Annotated in this window: 17 protein-coding genes; 10 read left to right on the top strand and 7 right to left on the bottom strand. The window is 61.8% G+C overall.

What is annotated here, in order from left to right; translation table 11 throughout:
- Positions 1-265 precede the first annotated feature (265 nt).
- The 4 genes from QWI18_RS21450 to QWI18_RS21435 all read right to left on the bottom strand — a co-directional run bounded on the left by QWI18_RS21450 (position 266) and on the right by QWI18_RS21435 (position 4343).
- A complete protein-coding gene (locus tag QWI18_RS21450) occupies positions 266-2749 on the bottom strand; it encodes a penicillin acylase family protein (RefSeq protein WP_369319787.1) in 2484 nt (827 codons plus the stop codon).
- A 130-nt stretch (positions 2750-2879) separates the two neighbouring features.
- Positions 2880-3524, bottom strand: coding sequence for a glutathione binding-like protein (locus QWI18_RS21445; RefSeq protein WP_192135112.1), 645 nt, complete (start codon positions 3522-3524; stop codon positions 2880-2882).
- A 122-nt stretch (positions 3525-3646) separates the two neighbouring features.
- Positions 3647-3853 (bottom strand): SEC-C metal-binding domain-containing protein, encoded by a 207-nt coding sequence (locus QWI18_RS21440; RefSeq protein ID WP_065992586.1) that lies wholly within the window; start codon positions 3851-3853, stop codon positions 3647-3649.
- Between the two features lie 4 nt (positions 3854-3857).
- Positions 3858-4343 (bottom strand): LEA type 2 family protein, encoded by a 486-nt coding sequence (locus QWI18_RS21435; protein ID WP_065992587.1) that lies wholly within the window; start codon positions 4341-4343, stop codon positions 3858-3860.
- Between the two features lie 102 nt (positions 4344-4445).
- Here QWI18_RS21435 and QWI18_RS21430 point away from each other — a divergent pair, with 102 nt between their 5' ends.
- Positions 4446-5036, top strand: coding sequence for a hypothetical protein (locus QWI18_RS21430; protein ID WP_192135110.1), 591 nt, complete (start codon positions 4446-4448; stop codon positions 5034-5036).
- 41 nt (positions 5037-5077) lie between these two features.
- Here the strand turns inward: QWI18_RS21430 and QWI18_RS21425 are convergent, their stop codons facing one another.
- Together QWI18_RS21425 and QWI18_RS21420 are read right to left on the bottom strand one after the other, a co-directional pair.
- A complete protein-coding gene (locus QWI18_RS21425) occupies positions 5078-5551 on the bottom strand; it encodes a YchJ family protein (RefSeq protein WP_065992592.1) in 474 nt (157 codons plus the stop codon).
- 10 nt (positions 5552-5561) lie between these two features.
- Entirely contained in the window at positions 5562-6059 is a 498-nt protein-coding gene (locus QWI18_RS21420) for a DUF6231 family protein (RefSeq protein WP_296311734.1), read from the bottom strand.
- Between the two features lie 244 nt (positions 6060-6303).
- Between QWI18_RS21420 and QWI18_RS21415 the strand changes: the two genes are divergently transcribed.
- The 3 genes from QWI18_RS21415 to QWI18_RS21405 all read left to right on the top strand — a co-directional run bounded on the left by QWI18_RS21415 (position 6304) and on the right by QWI18_RS21405 (position 8648).
- The gene (locus QWI18_RS21415; RefSeq protein WP_369319786.1) at positions 6304-7005 is read left to right on the top strand and encodes an OmpA family protein; all 702 of its coding nucleotides are present in this window, start codon (positions 6304-6306) and stop codon (positions 7003-7005) included.
- 601 nt (positions 7006-7606) lie between these two features.
- Complete coding sequence (locus QWI18_RS21410) at positions 7607-7882, top strand: DUF1145 domain-containing protein (RefSeq protein ID WP_369319785.1); 276 nt, start codon at positions 7607-7609, stop codon at positions 7880-7882.
- Positions 7875-8648, top strand: coding sequence for a collagen-like protein (locus tag QWI18_RS21405; RefSeq protein ID WP_369319784.1), 774 nt, complete (start codon positions 7875-7877; stop codon positions 8646-8648). The genes QWI18_RS21410 and QWI18_RS21405 overlap by 8 nt, the downstream gene beginning before the upstream one ends.
- Positions 8649-8745: 97 nt before the next feature.
- Here QWI18_RS21405 and QWI18_RS21400 read toward each other — a convergent pair whose 3' ends face one another.
- The gene (locus QWI18_RS21400) at positions 8746-9210 is read right to left on the bottom strand and encodes a CopD family protein (RefSeq protein WP_369319783.1); all 465 of its coding nucleotides are present in this window, start codon (positions 9208-9210) and stop codon (positions 8746-8748) included.
- A 129-nt stretch (positions 9211-9339) separates the two neighbouring features.
- On the opposite strand from QWI18_RS21400, the gene dinG reads away from it, so the two are divergent.
- The 6 genes from dinG to QWI18_RS21370 all read left to right on the top strand — a co-directional run bounded on the left by dinG (position 9340) and on the right by QWI18_RS21370 (position 17815).
- Positions 9340-11484, top strand: a complete 2145-nt coding sequence (gene dinG, locus QWI18_RS21395) for an ATP-dependent DNA helicase DinG (protein ID WP_065992603.1) — start codon at positions 9340-9342, stop codon at positions 11482-11484.
- A gap of 109 nt (positions 11485-11593) precedes the next feature.
- Positions 11594-13972, top strand: a complete 2379-nt coding sequence (locus QWI18_RS21390) for a beta-agarase (RefSeq protein WP_369319782.1) — start codon at positions 11594-11596, stop codon at positions 13970-13972.
- Positions 13973-14048: 76 nt separating this feature from the next.
- On the top strand, positions 14049-15197 hold the full coding sequence (locus tag QWI18_RS21385; RefSeq protein ID WP_369319781.1) for a serine hydrolase domain-containing protein: 1149 nt from the start codon (positions 14049-14051) through the stop codon (positions 15195-15197).
- Positions 15198-15347: 150 nt separating this feature from the next.
- Positions 15348-16454: an OmpA family protein gene (locus tag QWI18_RS21380; protein WP_192135091.1), complete on the top strand. Its 1107-nt coding sequence runs from the start codon at positions 15348-15350 to the stop codon at positions 16452-16454.
- A gap of 48 nt (positions 16455-16502) precedes the next feature.
- Entirely contained in the window at positions 16503-17150 is a 648-nt protein-coding gene (pdxH, locus tag QWI18_RS21375; RefSeq protein ID WP_369319780.1) for a pyridoxamine 5'-phosphate oxidase, read from the top strand.
- Between the two features lie 200 nt (positions 17151-17350).
- Positions 17351-17815 (top strand): glycine zipper 2TM domain-containing protein, encoded by a 465-nt coding sequence (locus tag QWI18_RS21370; protein ID WP_037012225.1) that lies wholly within the window; start codon positions 17351-17353, stop codon positions 17813-17815.
- Positions 17816-17938: the final 123 nt, after the last annotated feature.

The following is a 17938-nucleotide window of genomic DNA, read 5'->3' as shown; positions in this document are numbered from 1 at the left end:
GGATGTACGCCATAAGAAAATGCCCCGCATCTTTCGATGCGGGGCATTTTCTTAGATCTGAGGCAGGTTGGCTAGGTTTTCACACAGTCTGTACAGTCGGCGCCAATCTCACTGGATGCATGCGATTTCTTGGTAGGACCGGCTTCAGCCGGGAAGAGGCCGGGTTGAGCGACGTCTATTTTTGCGCCTTGACACTGATCGTTCCCACGCTCTGCGTGGGAATGCACCCCGGGACGCTCCGCGTCATCCCGGATGGCTCGGCCATTTACTTCCCGGGCGTCAGCGTCAGGCGTTGTTTGCCGTAGGCTTTTTCGAAGTTTTCCGGTTGCATCGGCACTGACATGTAGAGGCCTTTCATCCAGGGGTCGATGCCGTTGGCGTTGTACGGACTGGCGGGGTTGCCGGATTGGCCCGCGGCGTTTTGCGCCATCATCGGTTCCTGCTGGGCGAAGTCGACGATGATGCGCATGGCCGGGACGACGGCGGCGTTGAAGTCCTGGCCCCAGTGGAAGCCCGACGCGTTGAGGGTGGTGTGGTCGCCGCCCGTGGCGATTGGGCCTTTGATCACGTTTGCCTTGTTGCCCCCCAGCGCCGCGCTGAGTTGGGCGCTTTGGGCGGTCCAAGTGATCTGGTGCAACTTGCCCCACTGCCAGGCTTTGTGATCGGCGCCGAGTTGAGCTTCGCCGACGGTGATCGCAGCGGCCATGCTGCGGGCGAGGATGGCGGGTTTGTCTTCTTTTTGCGGCGTTTTCACGTCGTCCCAATACGGACTGTCTTCGCGGCCCAATAGGTGATCGGCCTGGGGCGAGTAGGACAGGTCCGCGCTTTGCACCAGCGCTTTCCAGGCTGGACTGGTTTCCGGGCCGAGTTCGTCGAGGAAAGTCTGGCGGGCACTCTCTTGCAGGAACAATTCGTAAATCGCCGCATCCGCCGAACCCGGCGACAACCTGCCGTCGAACGCCATCAGGCGGGTCAACGCATCACGGGCTTTGTCGCGCTCTGGCGCGGGCAGGGCGTCAATGGCCTGTTTCAAAGGCGCGGACATGCCCGGCGCGGAGAACATTTTCTTCAGTTTGGCGGCGAAGGTCGTGGTCTGGTCGTATTGCATGGCGACGGTGCTACGGGTGTCCTGCTTGCCGACACTGGCCAGTTCGGCGATGCGTTCGGCGCGCTCCGGATAATCCCAGGAATTGGAGAGCTGCATGCCATAGCCTTTCGGCACCGTGCGTTGATTGGCAGTGGCGATCCAGCCCTGTTGCGAATCCTGATCGTACGGATGCAGCATCGCGTCAGCATAGCCGTCCCAGTCGAACCGGCCGTCCCAGCCCGGCGAAGGAATCAGGCCGAGCCCGTCGCGCCGGTTCGGGTATTTGCCGGTGACCTGCCAGCCGGTGTTCGACGCATCGGCGAACACCATGTTCAGGGTGATGGCACGGATTTCCCGAGTGGTGTCGAAGGCCCGCTGCACGTTCGGCGCACGGGTCAGGTCGAAGAGGGCATCGAGGGTTTTGTCGTCTCTGGCATCGGGCGTCTGCAGGGCGATGCCCAAGCCGCTGGCCAACTGCGCAGAACTTGCGTTGAGCAGTGGACCATGGCGTGTTTCGTAGGCGGGCTCGCGCACCGGGCTCTGGCCTTTGACGAAGTAGGTTTCCTCATGGGCGCCCGCCGCGACCCATTTGCCGTCGGTCATCACCATCAGGCGGTTGTTTTCACGCTTGAGCTTCTCCAGGAACAGGTCCTGATTGTCGCCCATTGCCGGGCCCATGCCCCAGGCCAGTTTGCCGTTGAAGCCGGACAAGACCAGCGGCAATCCCGCAACGGTGGCGCCGGCGGCCTGGTATTTCGGCGAGCGGATCTGTACGAAATTCCACATCGACGGCACAGTCGGCGCCAGTTGACTGTCAGTGGCCAGCAGACTTTTGCCAGCGCGCGCGCGTTGCGGTGAGATCACCCAGTTATTCGACGCCGAAACCCCCAGCAGGTTGAGGTCGGAAAGCTGCAACGCCGCTTTGTCCAGATCGCTCAGGCCCGACAGTTGGCTGCCCAGATTCAGGCCTTTGAGCTTGTCGGCTTCAGCAAAGGGCAACGCTTCGTCGGGATAGGTCGGCAGCAGCCAGGCCAGCTTGTCTGCCCCGACTTTTTGCGACAGCACCAGGGAGGAAATCTCCTCCTGCAGGTTCACCGACAGGCTGAAGTTGAGCAGGCTGAAAATCAGCGCCGAGTCTTCCGGCTTCCAGTATTCAGGCTTGTAACCCGAATCGGCGAGGTCAGCCGGCAGCTTGTCGCGATAGCGGAACAAGTAGGCGTTGACGCCGCGTGCGTACACCTCGAAGAAGCGTTTCAGGCGCGGCGAGGAGGCCGCATACAGCTGGCCAGCGGTCTGCTTGAGGTTGGCGGCGCGCATCATGCGGTCGAGATCGAGGGCGCCCGGCCCTGCGATTTCCGACAGCCGGCCCTGAGCGAGCAAGCGCATTTGCATCATCTGGGTGATGCGGTCGGTCGCGTGAACGTAACCGAGGGTGAACAGCGCGTCATGGAATGTGCTGCTTTCTATCAGCGGCATGCCCAGGTTGTTGCGGCGAATCGAGACATTCTGCGCCAGCCCTTTAATGGCAAACACCCCGCTGGCAGGCGGCAGGCTGTCGCGGTCTTCACCCCCCAGCTGGCAACCGGCCAGGCTCAGGAGTCCGATCATGGCAGCGGCCGCGCTCATGCGCGTTTTCAGAGTTGAAAGGGCTGGCGAGGCCATGATGAAGCTCCTGCGGGGGGGTGTGCGTAGAAAAGGCGCTACGTTAGAGAGCAGGCGAGCGCCACGCAAGCCGGGGGAGGGAGTTTATTTTCGCGATTTTCGCTCCACGGTGAAGGCGGCGTCTGTCCGTTCATGGCTTCGGCGGATTGATCTTGTCGGCCAGCGCATAGGCCCGCTTCACTGCATCGCGATTGGCGACCGTCTCGAACCAACGCTTCAGGTGCGGGAAGTCATCCAGGTTCTGCTCCTGAAACGTGTGAGGCACGATCCACGGATAGATCGCCATGTCCGCGATGCCGTAGTCCTCGCCCGCCACAAAGCTGCGATCGGCCAGACGCTCGTTCAACACGCCATACAAGCGCGCGGTTTCGTCGACGTAACGCTTGATCGCGTAGGGAATCTTCTCTTTGGCGAACCGGTTGAAATGGTGATTCTGACCGGCCATCGGGCCCAGGCCACCCATTTGCCAGAACAGCCACTGCAGGGTTTCCTCGCGGCCGCGCAGGTCCGTTGCAATGAACCGGCCGGTCTTCTCGGCCAGGTACAGCAGGATAGCGCCGGACTCGAACAGGCTCAGCGGTTCGCCGCCGTCAGCAGGTTCGTGGTCGACGATGGCCGGGATCTTGTTGTTGGGGGAAATCTTCAGAAAATCGGATTCGAACTGCTCGTTCGCGCCGATGTTGACCGGGAAAATTTTGTACGGCAGGCCCGCTTCTTCGAGGAAAATCGAGACTTTGTGGCCGTTGGGGGTGGTCCAGTAGTGCAGATCGATCATTGCGCGCTCCAGGTGAAGTCATCACGACTGCCATTAAGGCTTGAGCTCTTTTACCCCTTCAGGCGTCGATCACACAAATAAAAACGGCCTGAAGATTCAGGCCGTGGAAGCATCCGAGAGCATTATGCGCCGTGGCACTTCTTGAATTTTTTCTCGCTGCCGCAGGGGCAAGGGTCGTTGCGGCCGACGTCCTTGAGCGTGTTGCGGACCGGCTCTTGAGGCGCGTGGCCGCAATGCGGGCCGTGCACGTGGCCGTGGTCATGGTGGTGATCGTGATGGTCGTGATCGTGGTCACAATCGGGACCGTGCACGTGGGCTTGCTGGTTCATGGGGTTACTCCGGAATCAAATCGCCGGGGATTATGTCGCCATTGCGCCCGATGCGCACGCTGTGTCCGAATAAAAATCCGGTCTTGAGCTTGCCTTCCAACCGGTAATGCACCGGCTGATTGGCTTTGCCGAGCACCTTGGAGATGTCCTTGAGGTGTTCCCACAGATTGGTGCGGATCGGCACGGAAAAGTTTTTGTGGCTGTTGGCTTTGACGATGAACCAGTCGCTGTAGACGCCTTCGCTGAGCAACATGTCGTTGAGCAGGATTTTGTAGCGCAGACCGCGGACCAACAGGCTGGAGTCATTGGGGTTGTCGACCCGAAAGCGCAGCTTGAAGTCCTGACGCAGCAACTTGGCCTTGACCACTTCCACCTTCAGCAGCTTGACGTCGGGGTCTTCGAAGCCGCCGGTTATCCAGGTCGAGCAGCCCGACAGCGCCAGGAGCGCGAAGAGGCCTGCGATTCTGAGGACGTGTGCTGCAAACATCATGGGTCGCTCCCTTTTATGCCCGGTCTGACCGCCACTTCACGTGACTCGCCGTTCTCTACAGCCTGCGCCATACTCGCGTCATGTGTCGAAGGAGTATTGACCATGCAGCACTACGAAATCGTATTTTCCGGCCAACTGGTGCCCGGCGCGCAGCCGGATCTGGTCAAGGCCAACCTGGCAAAGCTGTTCCAGGCGGACGCTAAGCGCATCGCGTTGCTGTTCTCCGGCCGTCGGCTGGTGCTAAAAAATAACCTCGATGAGGCCGCCGCCGAAAAGTACCGCTCGACCCTCGAACGCGCGGGGGCCATGGCCCAGGTTGTGTCGATGGTGCCGGTCGTTGAGGCGCCGGGTCTGGTCGAGGTGGAAGAAGTTGAACTGGCGCCGCCGCCGGACGAGCCGACCTGGACGCGCAAGGCGTCAAGCCTGACGCCGCCGCCCAACGATGCCACACCGCCGCGCAAAGCCAGCGTCAAGCCGCGCGATGTGTACATGGCTGCATTTGTGGACGTCGAGGCGCCGGATTTCACGCTCTCCGAACCGGGCCAGGACGTGCAGGATCCGAAGATGCCGGCGCGTGCGCCGCAGCTTGACCTGTCCGGCTTGAGCCTGGCACCGGCCGGCGCTGATCTGGGTCAGGACAAGCCGGTTGAGCACGCGCTGGTGCCGGACGTTTCCCACATCAGGCTGGCCTGAGGACTGCGTGTCTCTGAGTGGTGACTGGCGTCGCTGAAAGGTCAGGTGAGATAAGCCGAACAGCACTTCTTGAATTTCTGCTGACTGCCGCAAGGGCAGGCGTCGTTACGACCGGCTTTGATCGACACTGTCGGGTCGATGAAATACCAGCGTCTGTCATGCTGCACGAACGCCGAGCGCTCGCGGTGACAATGCTCGCCGTCGGCATCGTGCCAGCGGGCGGTGAAGGTCACGAATGCATGTTCAGGCTGACCGCCGATCAACTCCGCACCCTCGACTTCCAGACCCAGCCAGGTGCTCCGGGCGCTCCACTGGCTGATCGCGTCACGGTCCAGCCCGGCCTGTTGCGCCGGCAATGTGGTGTCCAGCAAATAATCCACCAACCCCAGCACATAAGCGCTGTAGCGCGAACGCATCAGCGCTTCGGCGCACGGCGCGGGCTGACCGGCGTGATAGCGACCGCAGCAACCGTCGAGAAGATTGCCGCTGCCGCAAGGGCATATTGCGCTGCTCATGATGCGTTTCTCACCACCAGTACTTGCCGTAATTCTCCGGATTGGCCCAGAACTTCGCGTTCAGCCAGTCCGGCACCTGTTTGTATTCGCGCAGATCGTAGGTGAACAGCGTCAGCACTTGTTCATCCCGGGAAAACCGTTCACTGGCCTGCAGTGCCAGCGAGTAGAAATCCGTGGACTGCCAACCGCAGGCATCAAGATCCGCCAGCACGGCAATGCGGCTGGCATTGAGGTTGCGGATACCGCCCAACAACTCCAGGCCCGTACGTTTGGGCATGTGTTCAAGGCAGTCCACCACCAGCGCCAGATCGAAGCGCTGTCCGGCCAGGTCGGCGGGTAAGAGACCTGGCCCCGCGTGGGCCAGCTCGGTCTGCGGATGCGCTTCTTGAAAGGCCTGCAACGCCGGAAAAGTCTCCGCGCCAACCAGCAGCAAACGCTTCGGCGCATAGAGGTCGAGCAGGGCGGCCAAGGCCTGTTGCGGCGTGCGGCTGGAGAAGGGGTCGGTCATTGGAGATCCTCGATCAGGCGGGCAAGGTTAGCGTGCTGAACTTCAATGGCCTAGTGCTTGCAGGCTTTCATTTCGCATTACAACGATGCGTATGGAGTGAAGGCGGAAGGCTGTTCTCCACAGAAGAGCCCGAGTTGTGCGGTGAAATCCGGTAAAACCCCCGTCATCCGGGTGGCGAACGGCCCCACACGCGTCTTTACTGCATTTCAGTCGGTTTTAGCCGATACCAAAGGAGAAGAAACGTATGAGCATGATTCGGACAGCGTTACCTCTGATTCTGGTGACCAGTGTATTGACGGGATGCGCGGGCTTGCAAAAGACCGACTGGCCTCTGTGTGCGGCCGGGGGCGCGCTGAGTGGCGCTGCGATCGGCGCCTTCCAGAGCGCGTCGGTGGCGGCAGGCTTCGGTGCTGCAGTGGGCGTCATGGCAGGCGCATATTGCTGGACCCACGGGGACGGCGATGATGACGGAGACGGCGTCCTCAACAGCATGGACAAATGCCCGAACACACCGAAAGGCACCCCGGTCGATGTCACCGGTTGCCCGATCGTGACACCGGCCCCTGAACCGATGGCCGCGCCGGTGGTGCTGCCGAAAGAAGAAATCATCACCATCCGTGACGTGCACTTCGAGTTCAACAAAGCCACCCTGACACCGGGTGACAAACAGCAACTGGACATGGTTGCGACCAAACTCAAAACCGAAGCGCCGAACGTGCAACTCCACGTCAGCGGCCACACCGACAGCGTGGGCAGCGACGCCTACAACCAGAAACTGTCGCAAAAACGTGCGCAATCGGTGACCGACTACCTCGTCAGCGCCGGCATCCCGCGTGCCTCGTTCGTGTCCGTCGAAGGTGCCGGCGAAGCCCGCCCAGTGGCCGACAACAAAACCGCCGACGGCCGAGCGCTCAACCGCCGCGTCGAGATCAAAATCAACCGTTGAGACAAGGTTGACGCCATAAAGAAAGCCCCGGTCTGCAAGCCGGGGCTTTTCTATTGGCGGGATTTGAATTCATGTTCAAAAAAATCAGCGCTCAAACCGGCCCCTTCCCGGCTAAAGCCGGTCCTACATGGGACGACATCGGTCCCACGGACTGCACGCGCTGCTTTTCGTAGGACCGGCTTCAGCCGGGAAGCCTTTGCCTTTGCCGTTGCCGTTGCCGTTGCCGTTGCTTTGATCTTCATACACAAAAAGCCCAAACACCGCCAAACGCGACTTGGGTGCAGGCTGAACGCAGACGACGCGGAGTGGGCCGAGCGGCATGGATGCCGCGAGAGCGCCGTCAGGACATGGATGTCCGTTCGGCGCGGGCCCACGGAGCGTCGTCGGAGTGAGGGAATCCCGACGAAGGAGGGACCCAGCCAGGAGCAGGCACCCTTGGTTACTTGGGGTGCTTTTCCAAGTAACTCGCCGAAGGCGAAACCGTCCTGCCGTTAGGCAGGACCTAAATAAGCCCAAGCTGCCTCTGGCATAGTCCCGCGCCTCCCCGTACTGTGCGCAAACCGTTTTCACCGCACAAAACCAAAAACAGCAGAGGCACCACATGAGTGTGATTTGGGGAACAGGGAAAGTACTGACAACAGCATTCTGGCTACTGATAATCACCAGCCTGACCATCGCCATGCCACACCCCTTCGACCTGTTGTTCAAAGTGGCCGGCGGCCTCTTGCTGCTCACCCACCTCATCGAACTGATCAGCTACAACGCCAGCCTGCGCGGCCGCCCCCATCCCTGGCGCGATCGCCTCAAGATTCTGCTCTTCGGCCTATTCCACCTGAACACATTCAAACGCCCACTGGCGGAGGTACACCATGCGTAACGCGATGCTGATGACGGCAGGCCTGCTGTCCGCCCTGAGCAGCCCCTGGATCATGGCCCAGACCATCTCCGTCGAAACCCACTCGCTCATGCGCCTGCCCTCCAAAACCAGCGTATTGCAACTGGATCGACTGGAAGTCGCCGACTACGGCACCCTGCTGATCCCGGCCGGCCTCACCGAAGTCAAAGTCGGCCAACTTGTCATGGGCCATGAATCACGCATCGCCATCGTCCCGAGCGCCGAGGCATTCAGCCTGCAAGTCAAACAGGGCGACCTCGGCGGCGGCGCGGAAATCACCGCGCGGGGCGCCCCGGGCACCTTCGAAAAACCGCCGACCCCAGGCCGCAACCTCAACCTGCGGATCGAACAACTCAACGCCGACCAACTCTACATCGACGCCCGCGGCGGCGCAGGCTCGCCCGGTTACATCGGCCTCGATGGCGGCAACGGCATCGATCCGGGCTGCACGTGGGGTTCCGCCAGTCGCGGGATCGACGGCGACAATGGCGGCAACGGCCGTGACGGCGCGCCCGGTGCACTCGTTCGTCTAGAGCTGCCAGCGACCTTCGGCAATGAGCGCATCAAGGTCAACGTCCAGGGCGGTGCCGGTGGTATCGGCGGCGACGGCGGTCGCGGCGGCAAAGGCGGCGCGTCCAAAGGCTGCGTGGTCTATCGCGCTGACGGCGCCAAGTCCGGCAAGAACGGCGACAAGGGTCAGTCCGGTGCAGCAGGGCCGGCGGGCGCTATCGTGGTTCGCAACTTATAAGCGTTGTGGGAGTGAGCTTGCTCACGAAGACGGTATCTAAACCGCTGAATGCCTGGCGGGTGTACCAGTCTTTCGGGAGCAGGTTCTTCCCCACACATCAGAACATTGGCCTGATGGCAGCGATCGCCACAACGGCCACCCCTACCATCAGATTGATCCCCACCAGACGCCGAATGCCGGTCATCGCGGCCGCGCCATCCGCCCATTGTTCGGCGAGCACAGCCTTGCGCAACTGCGGCAGGTTCAGCGTCGAAACGCGCAGAAACAACGCCACCATCACCACATACAGGCCCATCATCACCTGCACATAGCGGGGCGCAGTCTGAAAGCCGCTGAAGTTGATGTTGATCATGCCGATGCCGGTCACCGGCAGCATGATCACCGCGCACCAGACCCACACGAAGAAACGCGGCAACACCTGCAGCCACAGCTTCAACCGGGCCGGGCCTTCAAGGGCGGCGATGACCGCCGGTCGAAGAATCATCCAGGCGAAAAACATTCCTCCTACCCACACAATCGCTGCCAGCACATGCAAGGCGTAGACAAAGGCTACAGGTGACATCGAGAACTCCGATCTGCGCAGAAAGAATTAGCGCGGTATGATAGCCGCCCGCTGCGACTACTGAAGATATATCCAGCGGTTTTCGTGTTTTCATTCAGCACCCGTGACGCCGAGCCAACGACCCAGCCCATGATCAGCACCGAACTCAAATCCCAGATTCAGGGCGCCTACTCGCGTTTCCTCGAAGCCAAGAGCCTCAAGCCTCGTTACGGCCAGCGCCTGATGATCGCTGAAGTGGCGAAGGTGCTGGGCGACGTCGACACCGACGAGGAAGGCCGCCGTTCGGGTGATCCCGCCGTGGTGGCGGTCGAGGCGGGGACGGGCACCGGCAAAACCGTTGCCTACGCCATCGCAGCCATTCCGACTGCCAAGGCTGCCGGCAAGCGCCTGGTCATCGCCACCGCGACGGTCGCGCTGCAGGAACAGATCGTCTACAAAGACCTGCCCGACCTGATGCGCAACAGCGGCTTGAACTTCACGTTCGCGCTGGCCAAGGGCCGTGGCCGCTACATGTGCCTGTCCAAGCTCGACATGCTGCTGCAGGAAGGCGACGCCCAGAGCGCGACCGCACAGCTGTTCGAAGAAGAAGGCTTCAAGATCGAAGTGGATGAAGCCAGCCAGAAGCTCTTCACCACCATGATCGAAAAACTCGCCGGCAACAAATGGGACGGCGATCGCGACAGCTGGCCCCAGGAACTGGCCGACCAGGACTGGGCGCGCCTGACCACCGATCACAGTCAGTGCACCAACCGCCATTGCCCGAACTTCCAGCAGTGCGCTTTTTATAAAGCTCGCGAGGGCATGGGAAAAGTCGACGTCATCGTCACCAACCACGACATGGTCCTCGCTGACCTGGCGCTGGGCGGCGGTGCAGTCCTGCCCGATCCTCGCGACACCCTGTATGTGTTCGACGAAGGCCATCACCTGCCAGACAAGGCGATCGGTCACTTCGCTCATTTCAGTCGCCTGCGCTCCACCGCCGACTGGCTGGAGCAAACCGCCAAGAACCTCACCAAATTGCTGGCCCAGCACCCGCTGCCGGGCGATCTGGGCAAGCTGATCGAGCAGGTGCCCGAGCTGGCGCGGGAGATCAAGACCCAGCAGCAGTTCATGTTCACGGCCTGCGAGCAGCTTGCCGACTTCAAGCAAGGCGAAGACATGGAAGGCCGCGAGCGTCCGCGGCATCGCTTCGTCGGCGGCGTGGTCCCCGAACACATGCGCGAGATGGGCATCGAGCTGAAAAAAGGCTTCGCCCGGCTCGACGACCTGTTCACGCGCCTGACCGAGCTGCTTAAAGAAGGCATGGACGGCGAGGTCAACATCGGCATCGCCAGCCATCAGGCGGAAGAGTGGTACCCGCTGTTCGGCAGCTTGTTGGCCCGCGCCCACGGCAACTGGGAATTGTGGACCGCCTTCACTGCTGAAGATCCGGAAAACAGCCCGCCCATGGCGCGCTGGCTGACCCTCGCCGACAGCGGCTCGCTGTTCGACATCGAGGTCAACGCAAGCCCGATCCTGGCGGCCGAAATGTTGCGCCGCAACCTGTGGAACGTTGCCTACGGCGCGCTGGTGACCTCGGCCACCCTGACCGCGCTGGGCAAGTTCGACCGTTTTCGCATGCGTGCCGGGCTGCCGAAGGACGCCGTCACCGCGGTGGTGCCGAGCCCCTTCCACCATGCCGACGCAGGCGTGCTGCGCGTGCCAGACCTCAAAGCCGACCCTCGCAACGCGGCCGAACATACGGCCGCCATCATCCGCGAACTGCCGAATCTGGTCGAAGGCTCCAAAGGCACGCTGGTGCTGTTCTCATCGCGCAAGCAGATGCAGGAAGTGTTCGACGGGCTGGAGCGGGACTGGCGCAAGCGGGTGTTCATCCAGGGCAATCTGTCCAAACAGGAAACCCTCAACAAGCACAAGGCGCGGGTCGACGGTGGCGATGAAAGCGTCCTGTTCGGTCTGGCCAGCTTCGCTGAAGGGGTCGACCTCCCGGGCGCCTACTGTGAGCACGTAGTGATCGCCAAGATTCCCTTCGCCGTGCCGGATGATCCGGTTGAAGCTGCGCTCGCCGAATGGATCGAAGCCCGGGGTGGCAATCCGTTCATGGAGATCGCCGTTCCCGATGCCTCGTTGCGCCTGATCCAGGCCTGCGGTCGTCTGCTGCGCACCGAACAGGATCGCGGCATCATCACGCTGCTGGATCGCCGGGTCGTGACCCAGCGCTACGGCAAAGCCATCCTCAACGCACTGCCGCCATTCCGGCGCGAAATTTCCTGAACCCGTGTTGCAAATGAAACACGGATGACCGGGTCTTAGATTCGGTCCGCCCTGATGCGCGCAACCCCTCGTGCTCCGGGCCTCAGATGATCAAGGAGCTTCAGATCACATGATTCGCCGTTCACTGTCCGCCATCCTTGCCACGCTGTGCGCGGGCATGGCCCACGCCGCGCCTGACGTTCAGCAGACGCTGTTCAATTTCGTCCGGCCCGCCGACGTGGTGAAGGTCACCACCCAGGATGCCGGGTTTCCCCAGGCCAACGCCGAACAGACGGCCGAAGGCGAAGTGCTGCGCCGAGTCGTTTTCAATCCGGTCGCCAAACCCAGTCTGCGACTGACCCCGCAGACCGGCGTCTGGGACTGGAGCCACGACAGCGCCATGACCTTGCGCCTGCAGAGCGCGATGGACTGGGCATTGACGGTGTACGTGCAGATCGAAAGCCGCGACGGCAGAGTCCTCACCAGCCGCATCGACCTGCCTGCCGGCCCGGCGCAAACCCTGGTGCTGCCGCTCAAGGCCAGTTCGCCGCTGACCCAGGGCATGCGCGCCGGTCCGCCGATGCCGTGGGTTTACGAGGGACAGCGCGTGTTGCTGGCCAGCACCCAAGGTGACCTGAACAGCGCTGAGGTTTCATCGGTCACCGTGTCGTTGTCTCAGCCCAACGTTGCCCAGTCCGTCTTGATCGAGAAGTTCGGCGTGCAAGAGGGCGATGCCTTGCTAACCGCTGCCTACGGCAACCTGGTTGACGGTTACGGGCAGTTCACCCGAGGCAAGTGGCCGGAGAAGGTCACCAGCGACGAGCAGCTCAAGACACTGGCGGGCAAGGAACAGCAACAGTTGCAGAGCTGGCTGAAAGACCGGCCGGCTCACGACAAATACGGCGGCTTGCTCAACGGACCGGCGTTCGAAGCGAAGGGCTTTTTCCGCACCGAGAAGCGCGACGAGCGCTGGTATCTGGTGACGCCAGAGGGCCATCCTTTCTACTCCCTGGGCGTGAATGCCATCTCCGCTGACGACAGCCAGACCTACGTCGAGGGTCGGGAAACCATGTTCACCGGCCTGCCCGGCAGCGACGATCCACTCGCCGCGTTCTACGGCAAGGGCGACGACAACCGCGAGACGGGTGCCAACCGCAACCGGCAGTTCGATCAGGGCCGCTGGTTCGACTTCTATGGTGCAAATCTGCAGCGCACCTACGGCGCGCCGAAGTGCGTTGAAGTCTCCAAGCCTGTTGATCCGGCGGACGACGAAGACGAAGCGCCAGCCAACACTGCAGCCACTCCAGCAGCAACGACCGCGTCAACTGGCGACAACGCTGACGGTCAGACCTTGCCAGCGCCTCAGCCTGAAAAAACCGCCACATCTGCGCCTGCAGTCGAATGCAAGCCGGTGATCGTCGACCGCAAGCGCTGGGTTGATCACACCCTGCAACGTTTGCAGGCCTGGGGTTTCAACACCGTCGGCAACTGGAGCGAGCCCGCGCTGCAAAACCTCGAAAGCAGCAAGAAGGAACGCGTGCCCTACACACTGCCGCTGTCAATCGTTGGCGACTACGTCAGTATCAGCACCGGCTTGGATTGGTGGGGCGGCATGCCTGATCCGTTCGATCCGCGTTTTGCCATGGCCACCGAGCGGGCCGTCGCCATCGCTGCTCGCGACCATCGTGATGACCCGTACCTGATCGGCTACTTCGCCGATAACGAATTGGCCTGGGCTGCGCCGGGCAACGCTCCGAGGGATCGCTACGCATTGGCCTACGGCACGCTGAAGCTGACCACCGATGTGCCGGCCAAGCGTGCCTTCCTCAAGCAGTTGCGCGACAAGTACCGCAACGAAGAGGGGTTGTCCAAGGCGTGGGGTATTCACCTGGCAGCGTGGGAGCTGATGGAAGACCCGGGCTTCGAGCCGCCGCTGCCCAGCGCAGAGCACCCGGAGATCGAAAACGACTTCAGGTATTTCCAGCGTGTGTTCGCCGAGACCTATTTCAAAACCATATCCGACGCGCTCAAGTGGCATGCGCCGAACCATCTCCTGCTCGGCGGGCGCTTTGGCGTCACCAGCCCTGAGGCGGTCGAAGCCTGCGCCAAGTTCTGCGACGTGCTGAGTTTCAACTTCTATACGCTCAAACCCCAGGACGGCGTGGACTTTGCAAAACTGCACGTCCTCGACAAGCCTGTGCTGGTCAGTGAGTTTCACTTTGGCTCCCGTGATCGCGGGCCGTTCTGGGGCGGGGTGCTCGAAGTGCCGCGTGAAGAAGATCGCGGCCCGGCGTATGCCAATTTCCTGAAGAGCGCGCTGGCCGAGCCTTCCATTGTCGGTGTGCACTGGTTCCAGTACCTGGATCAGCCTGTCACCGGCCGATTGCTGGACGGTGAAAACGGCCATCTCGGACTGGTAGGTATCACCGACGTGCCGTACTCGGGCTTCGTCGAGGCGGTGCGCAAGGCCAACGGACAGGTCGTGGACGTGATCGGCAAGCGCCCTTAACCGGGCGGTTCCCAAAGCGCCCAATCGCTGGAACAATGTGCGCCATTTTTTTGCAGCCCGACCGGAGAGCCAGACCGTGCAGATTCAAGGCCATTTCGAGCTTCAGTTTGAGGCCGTTCGCGAGGCATTCGCCGCGCTGTTCGACGATCCGCAGGAGCGTGGCGCTGCGCTGTGCGTGCAGATCGGCGGGGAGACGGTTCTGGATCTCTGGGCGGGCACGGCAGACAAGGATGGCGGCGAAGTCTGGCACAGCGACACCCTCGCCAATCTCTTCTCCTGCACCAAAACGTTTACTGCCGTCACGGCGTTGCAGCTGGTGGGCGAGGGCAAGCTGAATCTCGATGAGCCCGTGGCGCGTCTCTGGCCCGAGTTCGCCGCCAACGGCAAACAATCCATCACGCTGCGCCAGTTGCTCTGCCATCAGGCCGGGCTTCCGGCGATCCGTGAAATATTGCCGGCCGAAGCGCTTTATGACTGGCAGGCCATGACGAGCGTATTGGCTGCCGAGGAACCCTGGTGGACGCCGGGGCAGGGCCACGGTTATGCCGCCATTACTTATGGCTGGCTGGTGGGCGAGATGATTCGTCGTGCTGACGGGCGCGGTCCGGGCGAGTCCATCGCTGCGCGTATTTCGCGGCCCTTGGGCCTGGATTTCCATGTCGGGCTGGCCGATGAAGAATTTCATCGTGTCGCCCACATTGCCAGGGGCAAGGGCAATGTAGGTGATGAGTCCGCGCAGCGCCTGTTGCAGACCACGATGCGCGAGCCTGCTTCCATGACGGCGCGGGCGTTCACCAACCCGCCGTCGATCATGACCAGCACCAACAAGCCGGAATGGCGGCGCATGCAGCAACCTGCCGCCAATGGCCATGGCAACGCACGCAGTCTGGCCGGTTTTTACAGCGGCTTGCTGGATGGCAGTCTGCTGGACGGCGACCTGCTCAACGAACTGACCCGTGAGCACAGCATTGGGCAGGACAAGACGCTGCTCACCCAGACCCGCTTCGGTCTGGGCTGCATGCTCGATCAACCGACGGTGCCTAACGCCACGTTCGGGCTGGGCGCCAAGGCATTTGGCCATCCCGGCGCAGGCGGCTCGGTCGGCTTCGCTGATCCCGAGCGCGATGTGGCGTTTGGGTTTGTGACCAACACCCTCGGTCCCTACGTGCTCATGGATCCGCGCGCGCAGCAACTGGTGCGCGTGCTTGGTGAGTGTTTGCAATAACTATCGCCGTTAAGTGCTTGTTCTACCGACTGTCAGTTAAATCTGGATAACGGAGCCGTAGGGCGGTTTCTTTTTCCAAAACAGTCTTTATGCGTGTTATATGAGCGCTGCTTCGTTCATTTTCTGATCAATTATTCATGTGGGTCACCCATGTCAGCTAACAAAAGCCTCGCATTCGCCATCTGCCTCGCCGTCACCGGCTGTGCGCAAACCCCTCAGGATCAGTCGGCCAGCAATGACCACTGGTGGTCGTTCGGTTCAGGCAAGGGCGCCGATGCCGCTCCTGCAACCCCGGCGCCAAGCCCGGCGGCTGCACAAGTGGCCAAAGCTCAGACCGAAACCGGTACGCGCTGGTACTGGCCGTTCGGCTCTGACCATGGCGAAACCGAGAAGAAACCGGAAGTCGCCGCCACTCAACCGGCTGCAGCCCCGGCCGTTGCCCAGGCCGGCGACGCCAACAAGTGGTGGTGGCCGTTCGGTGCAACCGACGCCAAAAAAGACGCCGCACCTGCTGTTCCCAAAGTCGACCCGAAAGTGACCCAGGCCTGGCTGGATCTGAACGAGCCGAAAGTCCGCGAAGCGATCAAGGACAGCCAGTTCCAGCTGGAGCGCCGTGACGACATCCTCGTGGTGACCGCGCCGGTCGACAGCACCTTCAATCCGAAGCGCCCGGAAATGCTCCTGCCGACCAATCTCGGCCCGATCAGCCGCATGGCCAAGATCGTTGAAGTCGACCCGCGCGCCGCCGTTCTGGTGCTGGGCCACAGCGATGTCGCCAGCGATTCCGATCTCAAGATCAGCCAGCAGCGCGCACAGTCGGTCGCGGCGATTTTCCGCCTCAGCGGCCTGCAGCGTAACCGTCTGAGCCTGCGTGGCATGGGCGCCGATATGCCCCGGGCAGCCAGCGATAGCGTGCCGGGTCGCGCACTCAACCGTCGTGTGGAAATCATCCTCACCCCGCAAGACACCATGGTTGCCCAGATGGCCAAGTACAACTTGCCGCCAGCACCGACCCTGCTGGCCGTGCAAACTGCCAACGCGCCGGCCCCTGCACCCGTTGCTGCACCGACCAAGGCCGCGGCGCCTGCCAAGTCGGCTGCACCGGTGAAGAAAGCTGCGGCGACCAAGGCTTCCGCAGCCAAAGCGCCTGCGGCCAAAAAAGCACCTGTGAAGAAAGCTGCACCGGCGAAAGCCAAGGCAGCGCCTGCGAAAGCTGCGGCCAAAAAACCTGCGCCGGATGCTCAAGCCGGCAACTGAGGTTAATATCGGGGTTCTGTTCACGGATCTCGATTAAGGAAGGCAGTGATGAGCCAGCGTCTGGCCGATATGCGTCGTAACTACGCCCGCGAAGGGTTGACCGAAGCCCAGTCTCCGGAAGAACCCTTCGCACTGTTTCATCGCTGGTTCAACGAAGCGGTCGAAACCGAGCAGGCGCCGGTCGAGGCCAACGCCATGACGCTGGCGACCGTCGACGCCGACGGCCGCCCGCACTGTCGGGTCTTGCTGCTCAAAGGTCTTGACGCTCAGGGATTCACGTTCTTTTCGAACTACGAGAGCGCCAAAGGCCAGCAGTTGAATGCACGTCCTTTTGCCGCCATGACGTTTTTCTGGCCCACTCTGGAACGTCAGGTGCGCGTTGAAGGCCGCGTGGCCAAGGTCAGCCACGAAGAATCCGACGCCTATTTTCAGGTACGCCCCCTCGGCAGCCGCCTCGGTGCCTGGGCATCGCCGCAAAGCCGGGTAATTGCCGACCGTGAAGAACTCGAAGGCTTGCTCAAAGCCACCGAGGCGCGTTTCATGGACGCCCAGCCTGACTGTCCCGATCACTGGGGCGGCTATCGTCTGGTGCCCGATCGCATCGAATTCTGGCAGGGGCGTCCAAGCCGCCTGCACGACCGCCTGAACTATCGTTTAGTTGAAGATGAGTGGCAGCGCGAGCGCCTCGCGCCCTGATTGCCGGTCTTTGAACACCCGGCTTCAGCGCCTCTGTCACACTTTTCTTTGAATCAATTTCCGGCGCTGTCGTCCACTGAGGTAGACGTCGGGGTGTTGCTGTATCACGCCTGAATAAACGTAAATTATCGGTACAGGGCCGTGACATCGATTGGCGTCGCAGAGTCTAATGGCTACCTGTTCCTATGGAGATAACTGTTATGCGCAAGTCTGTTTTGTTGGTTGCTTCGTTCACCGCCATGGCGCTGACGCTGGGCGGCTGTACTTCAAGCCTCACCGGCGACTCGTACTCGCGCGATGAAGCTCGTCAGGTGCAGACCGTACGCCTGGGTACCATCGAATCGCTGCGTCCGGTGAAGATTGAAGGCACCAAAACTCCGATCGGCGCGGGTGCCGGTGCCATCGTCGGTGGCGTGGGCGGCAGTGCCATCGGTGGCGGTCGCGGCAGCATCGTGACGGCCGTGATCGGTGCGGTCGCCGGTGGTCTGCTGGGCTCCGCGGCGGAAGGCGGCCTGACCCGTGCTCAAGGCGTCGAGATCACCGTGCGTGAAGACGACGGCACCATGCGCGCTTATGTGCAGGAAGTTCAGGAAAACGAGATCTTCCGTGTGGGTGAACGTGTTCGCATCATGACCGTCAACGGTACCAGTCGCGTCAGCCACTAAACGCCGATGCACGTCCTGAAGCGCTGCATGGCTCGAAGCGGAGTCTAATGCCCGCTCATGAAAACGCCCCGATCATTCGGGGCGTTTTGCATTTCAGTACGCGCTGGCGGGGAGGGTAGTGCT

Origin of the sequence: Pseudomonas sp. W2Oct36, assembly GCF_041060465.1 — a bacterium.
In the GTDB taxonomy this organism is placed as follows: domain Bacteria; phylum Pseudomonadota; class Gammaproteobacteria; order Pseudomonadales; family Pseudomonadaceae; genus Aquipseudomonas; species Aquipseudomonas graminis_B.
Note: the sequence above shows the minus strand (reverse complement) of the source record. Positions and strands in the feature narration are given on the sequence as shown.

Coding starts and splice junctions, on each gene's coding strand:
- QWI18_RS21380 (WP_192135091.1), top strand. CDS start 15,348: ATGTCAGCTAACAAAAGCCTCGCATTCGCCATCTGCCTCGCCGTCACC.
- QWI18_RS21405 (WP_369319784.1), top strand. CDS start 7,875: ATGCGTAACGCGATGCTGATGACGGCAGGCCTGCTGTCCGCCCTGAGC.
- QWI18_RS21425 (WP_065992592.1), bottom strand. CDS start 5,551: ATGAGCAGCGCAATATGCCCTTGCGGCAGCGGCAATCTTCTCGACGGT.
- QWI18_RS21440 (WP_065992586.1), bottom strand. CDS start 3,853: ATGAACCAGCAAGCCCACGTGCACGGTCCCGATTGTGACCACGATCAC.
- QWI18_RS21410 (WP_369319785.1), top strand. CDS start 7,607: ATGAGTGTGATTTGGGGAACAGGGAAAGTACTGACAACAGCATTCTGG.
- QWI18_RS21445 (WP_192135112.1), bottom strand. CDS start 3,524: ATGATCGATCTGCACTACTGGACCACCCCCAACGGCCACAAAGTCTCG.
- QWI18_RS21415 (WP_369319786.1), top strand. CDS start 6,304: ATGAGCATGATTCGGACAGCGTTACCTCTGATTCTGGTGACCAGTGTA.
- QWI18_RS21390 (WP_369319782.1), top strand. CDS start 11,594: ATGATTCGCCGTTCACTGTCCGCCATCCTTGCCACGCTGTGCGCGGGC.
- QWI18_RS21435 (WP_065992587.1), bottom strand. CDS start 4,343: ATGATGTTTGCAGCACACGTCCTCAGAATCGCAGGCCTCTTCGCGCTC.
- pdxH (WP_369319780.1), top strand. CDS start 16,503: ATGAGCCAGCGTCTGGCCGATATGCGTCGTAACTACGCCCGCGAAGGG.
- QWI18_RS21370 (WP_037012225.1), top strand. CDS start 17,351: ATGCGCAAGTCTGTTTTGTTGGTTGCTTCGTTCACCGCCATGGCGCTG.
- dinG (WP_065992603.1), top strand. CDS start 9,340: ATGATCAGCACCGAACTCAAATCCCAGATTCAGGGCGCCTACTCGCGT.
- QWI18_RS21420 (WP_296311734.1), bottom strand. CDS start 6,059: ATGACCGACCCCTTCTCCAGCCGCACGCCGCAACAGGCCTTGGCCGCC.
- QWI18_RS21400 (WP_369319783.1), bottom strand. CDS start 9,210: ATGTCACCTGTAGCCTTTGTCTACGCCTTGCATGTGCTGGCAGCGATT.
- QWI18_RS21430 (WP_192135110.1), top strand. CDS start 4,446: ATGCAGCACTACGAAATCGTATTTTCCGGCCAACTGGTGCCCGGCGCG.
- QWI18_RS21450 (WP_369319787.1), bottom strand. CDS start 2,749: ATGGCCTCGCCAGCCCTTTCAACTCTGAAAACGCGCATGAGCGCGGCC.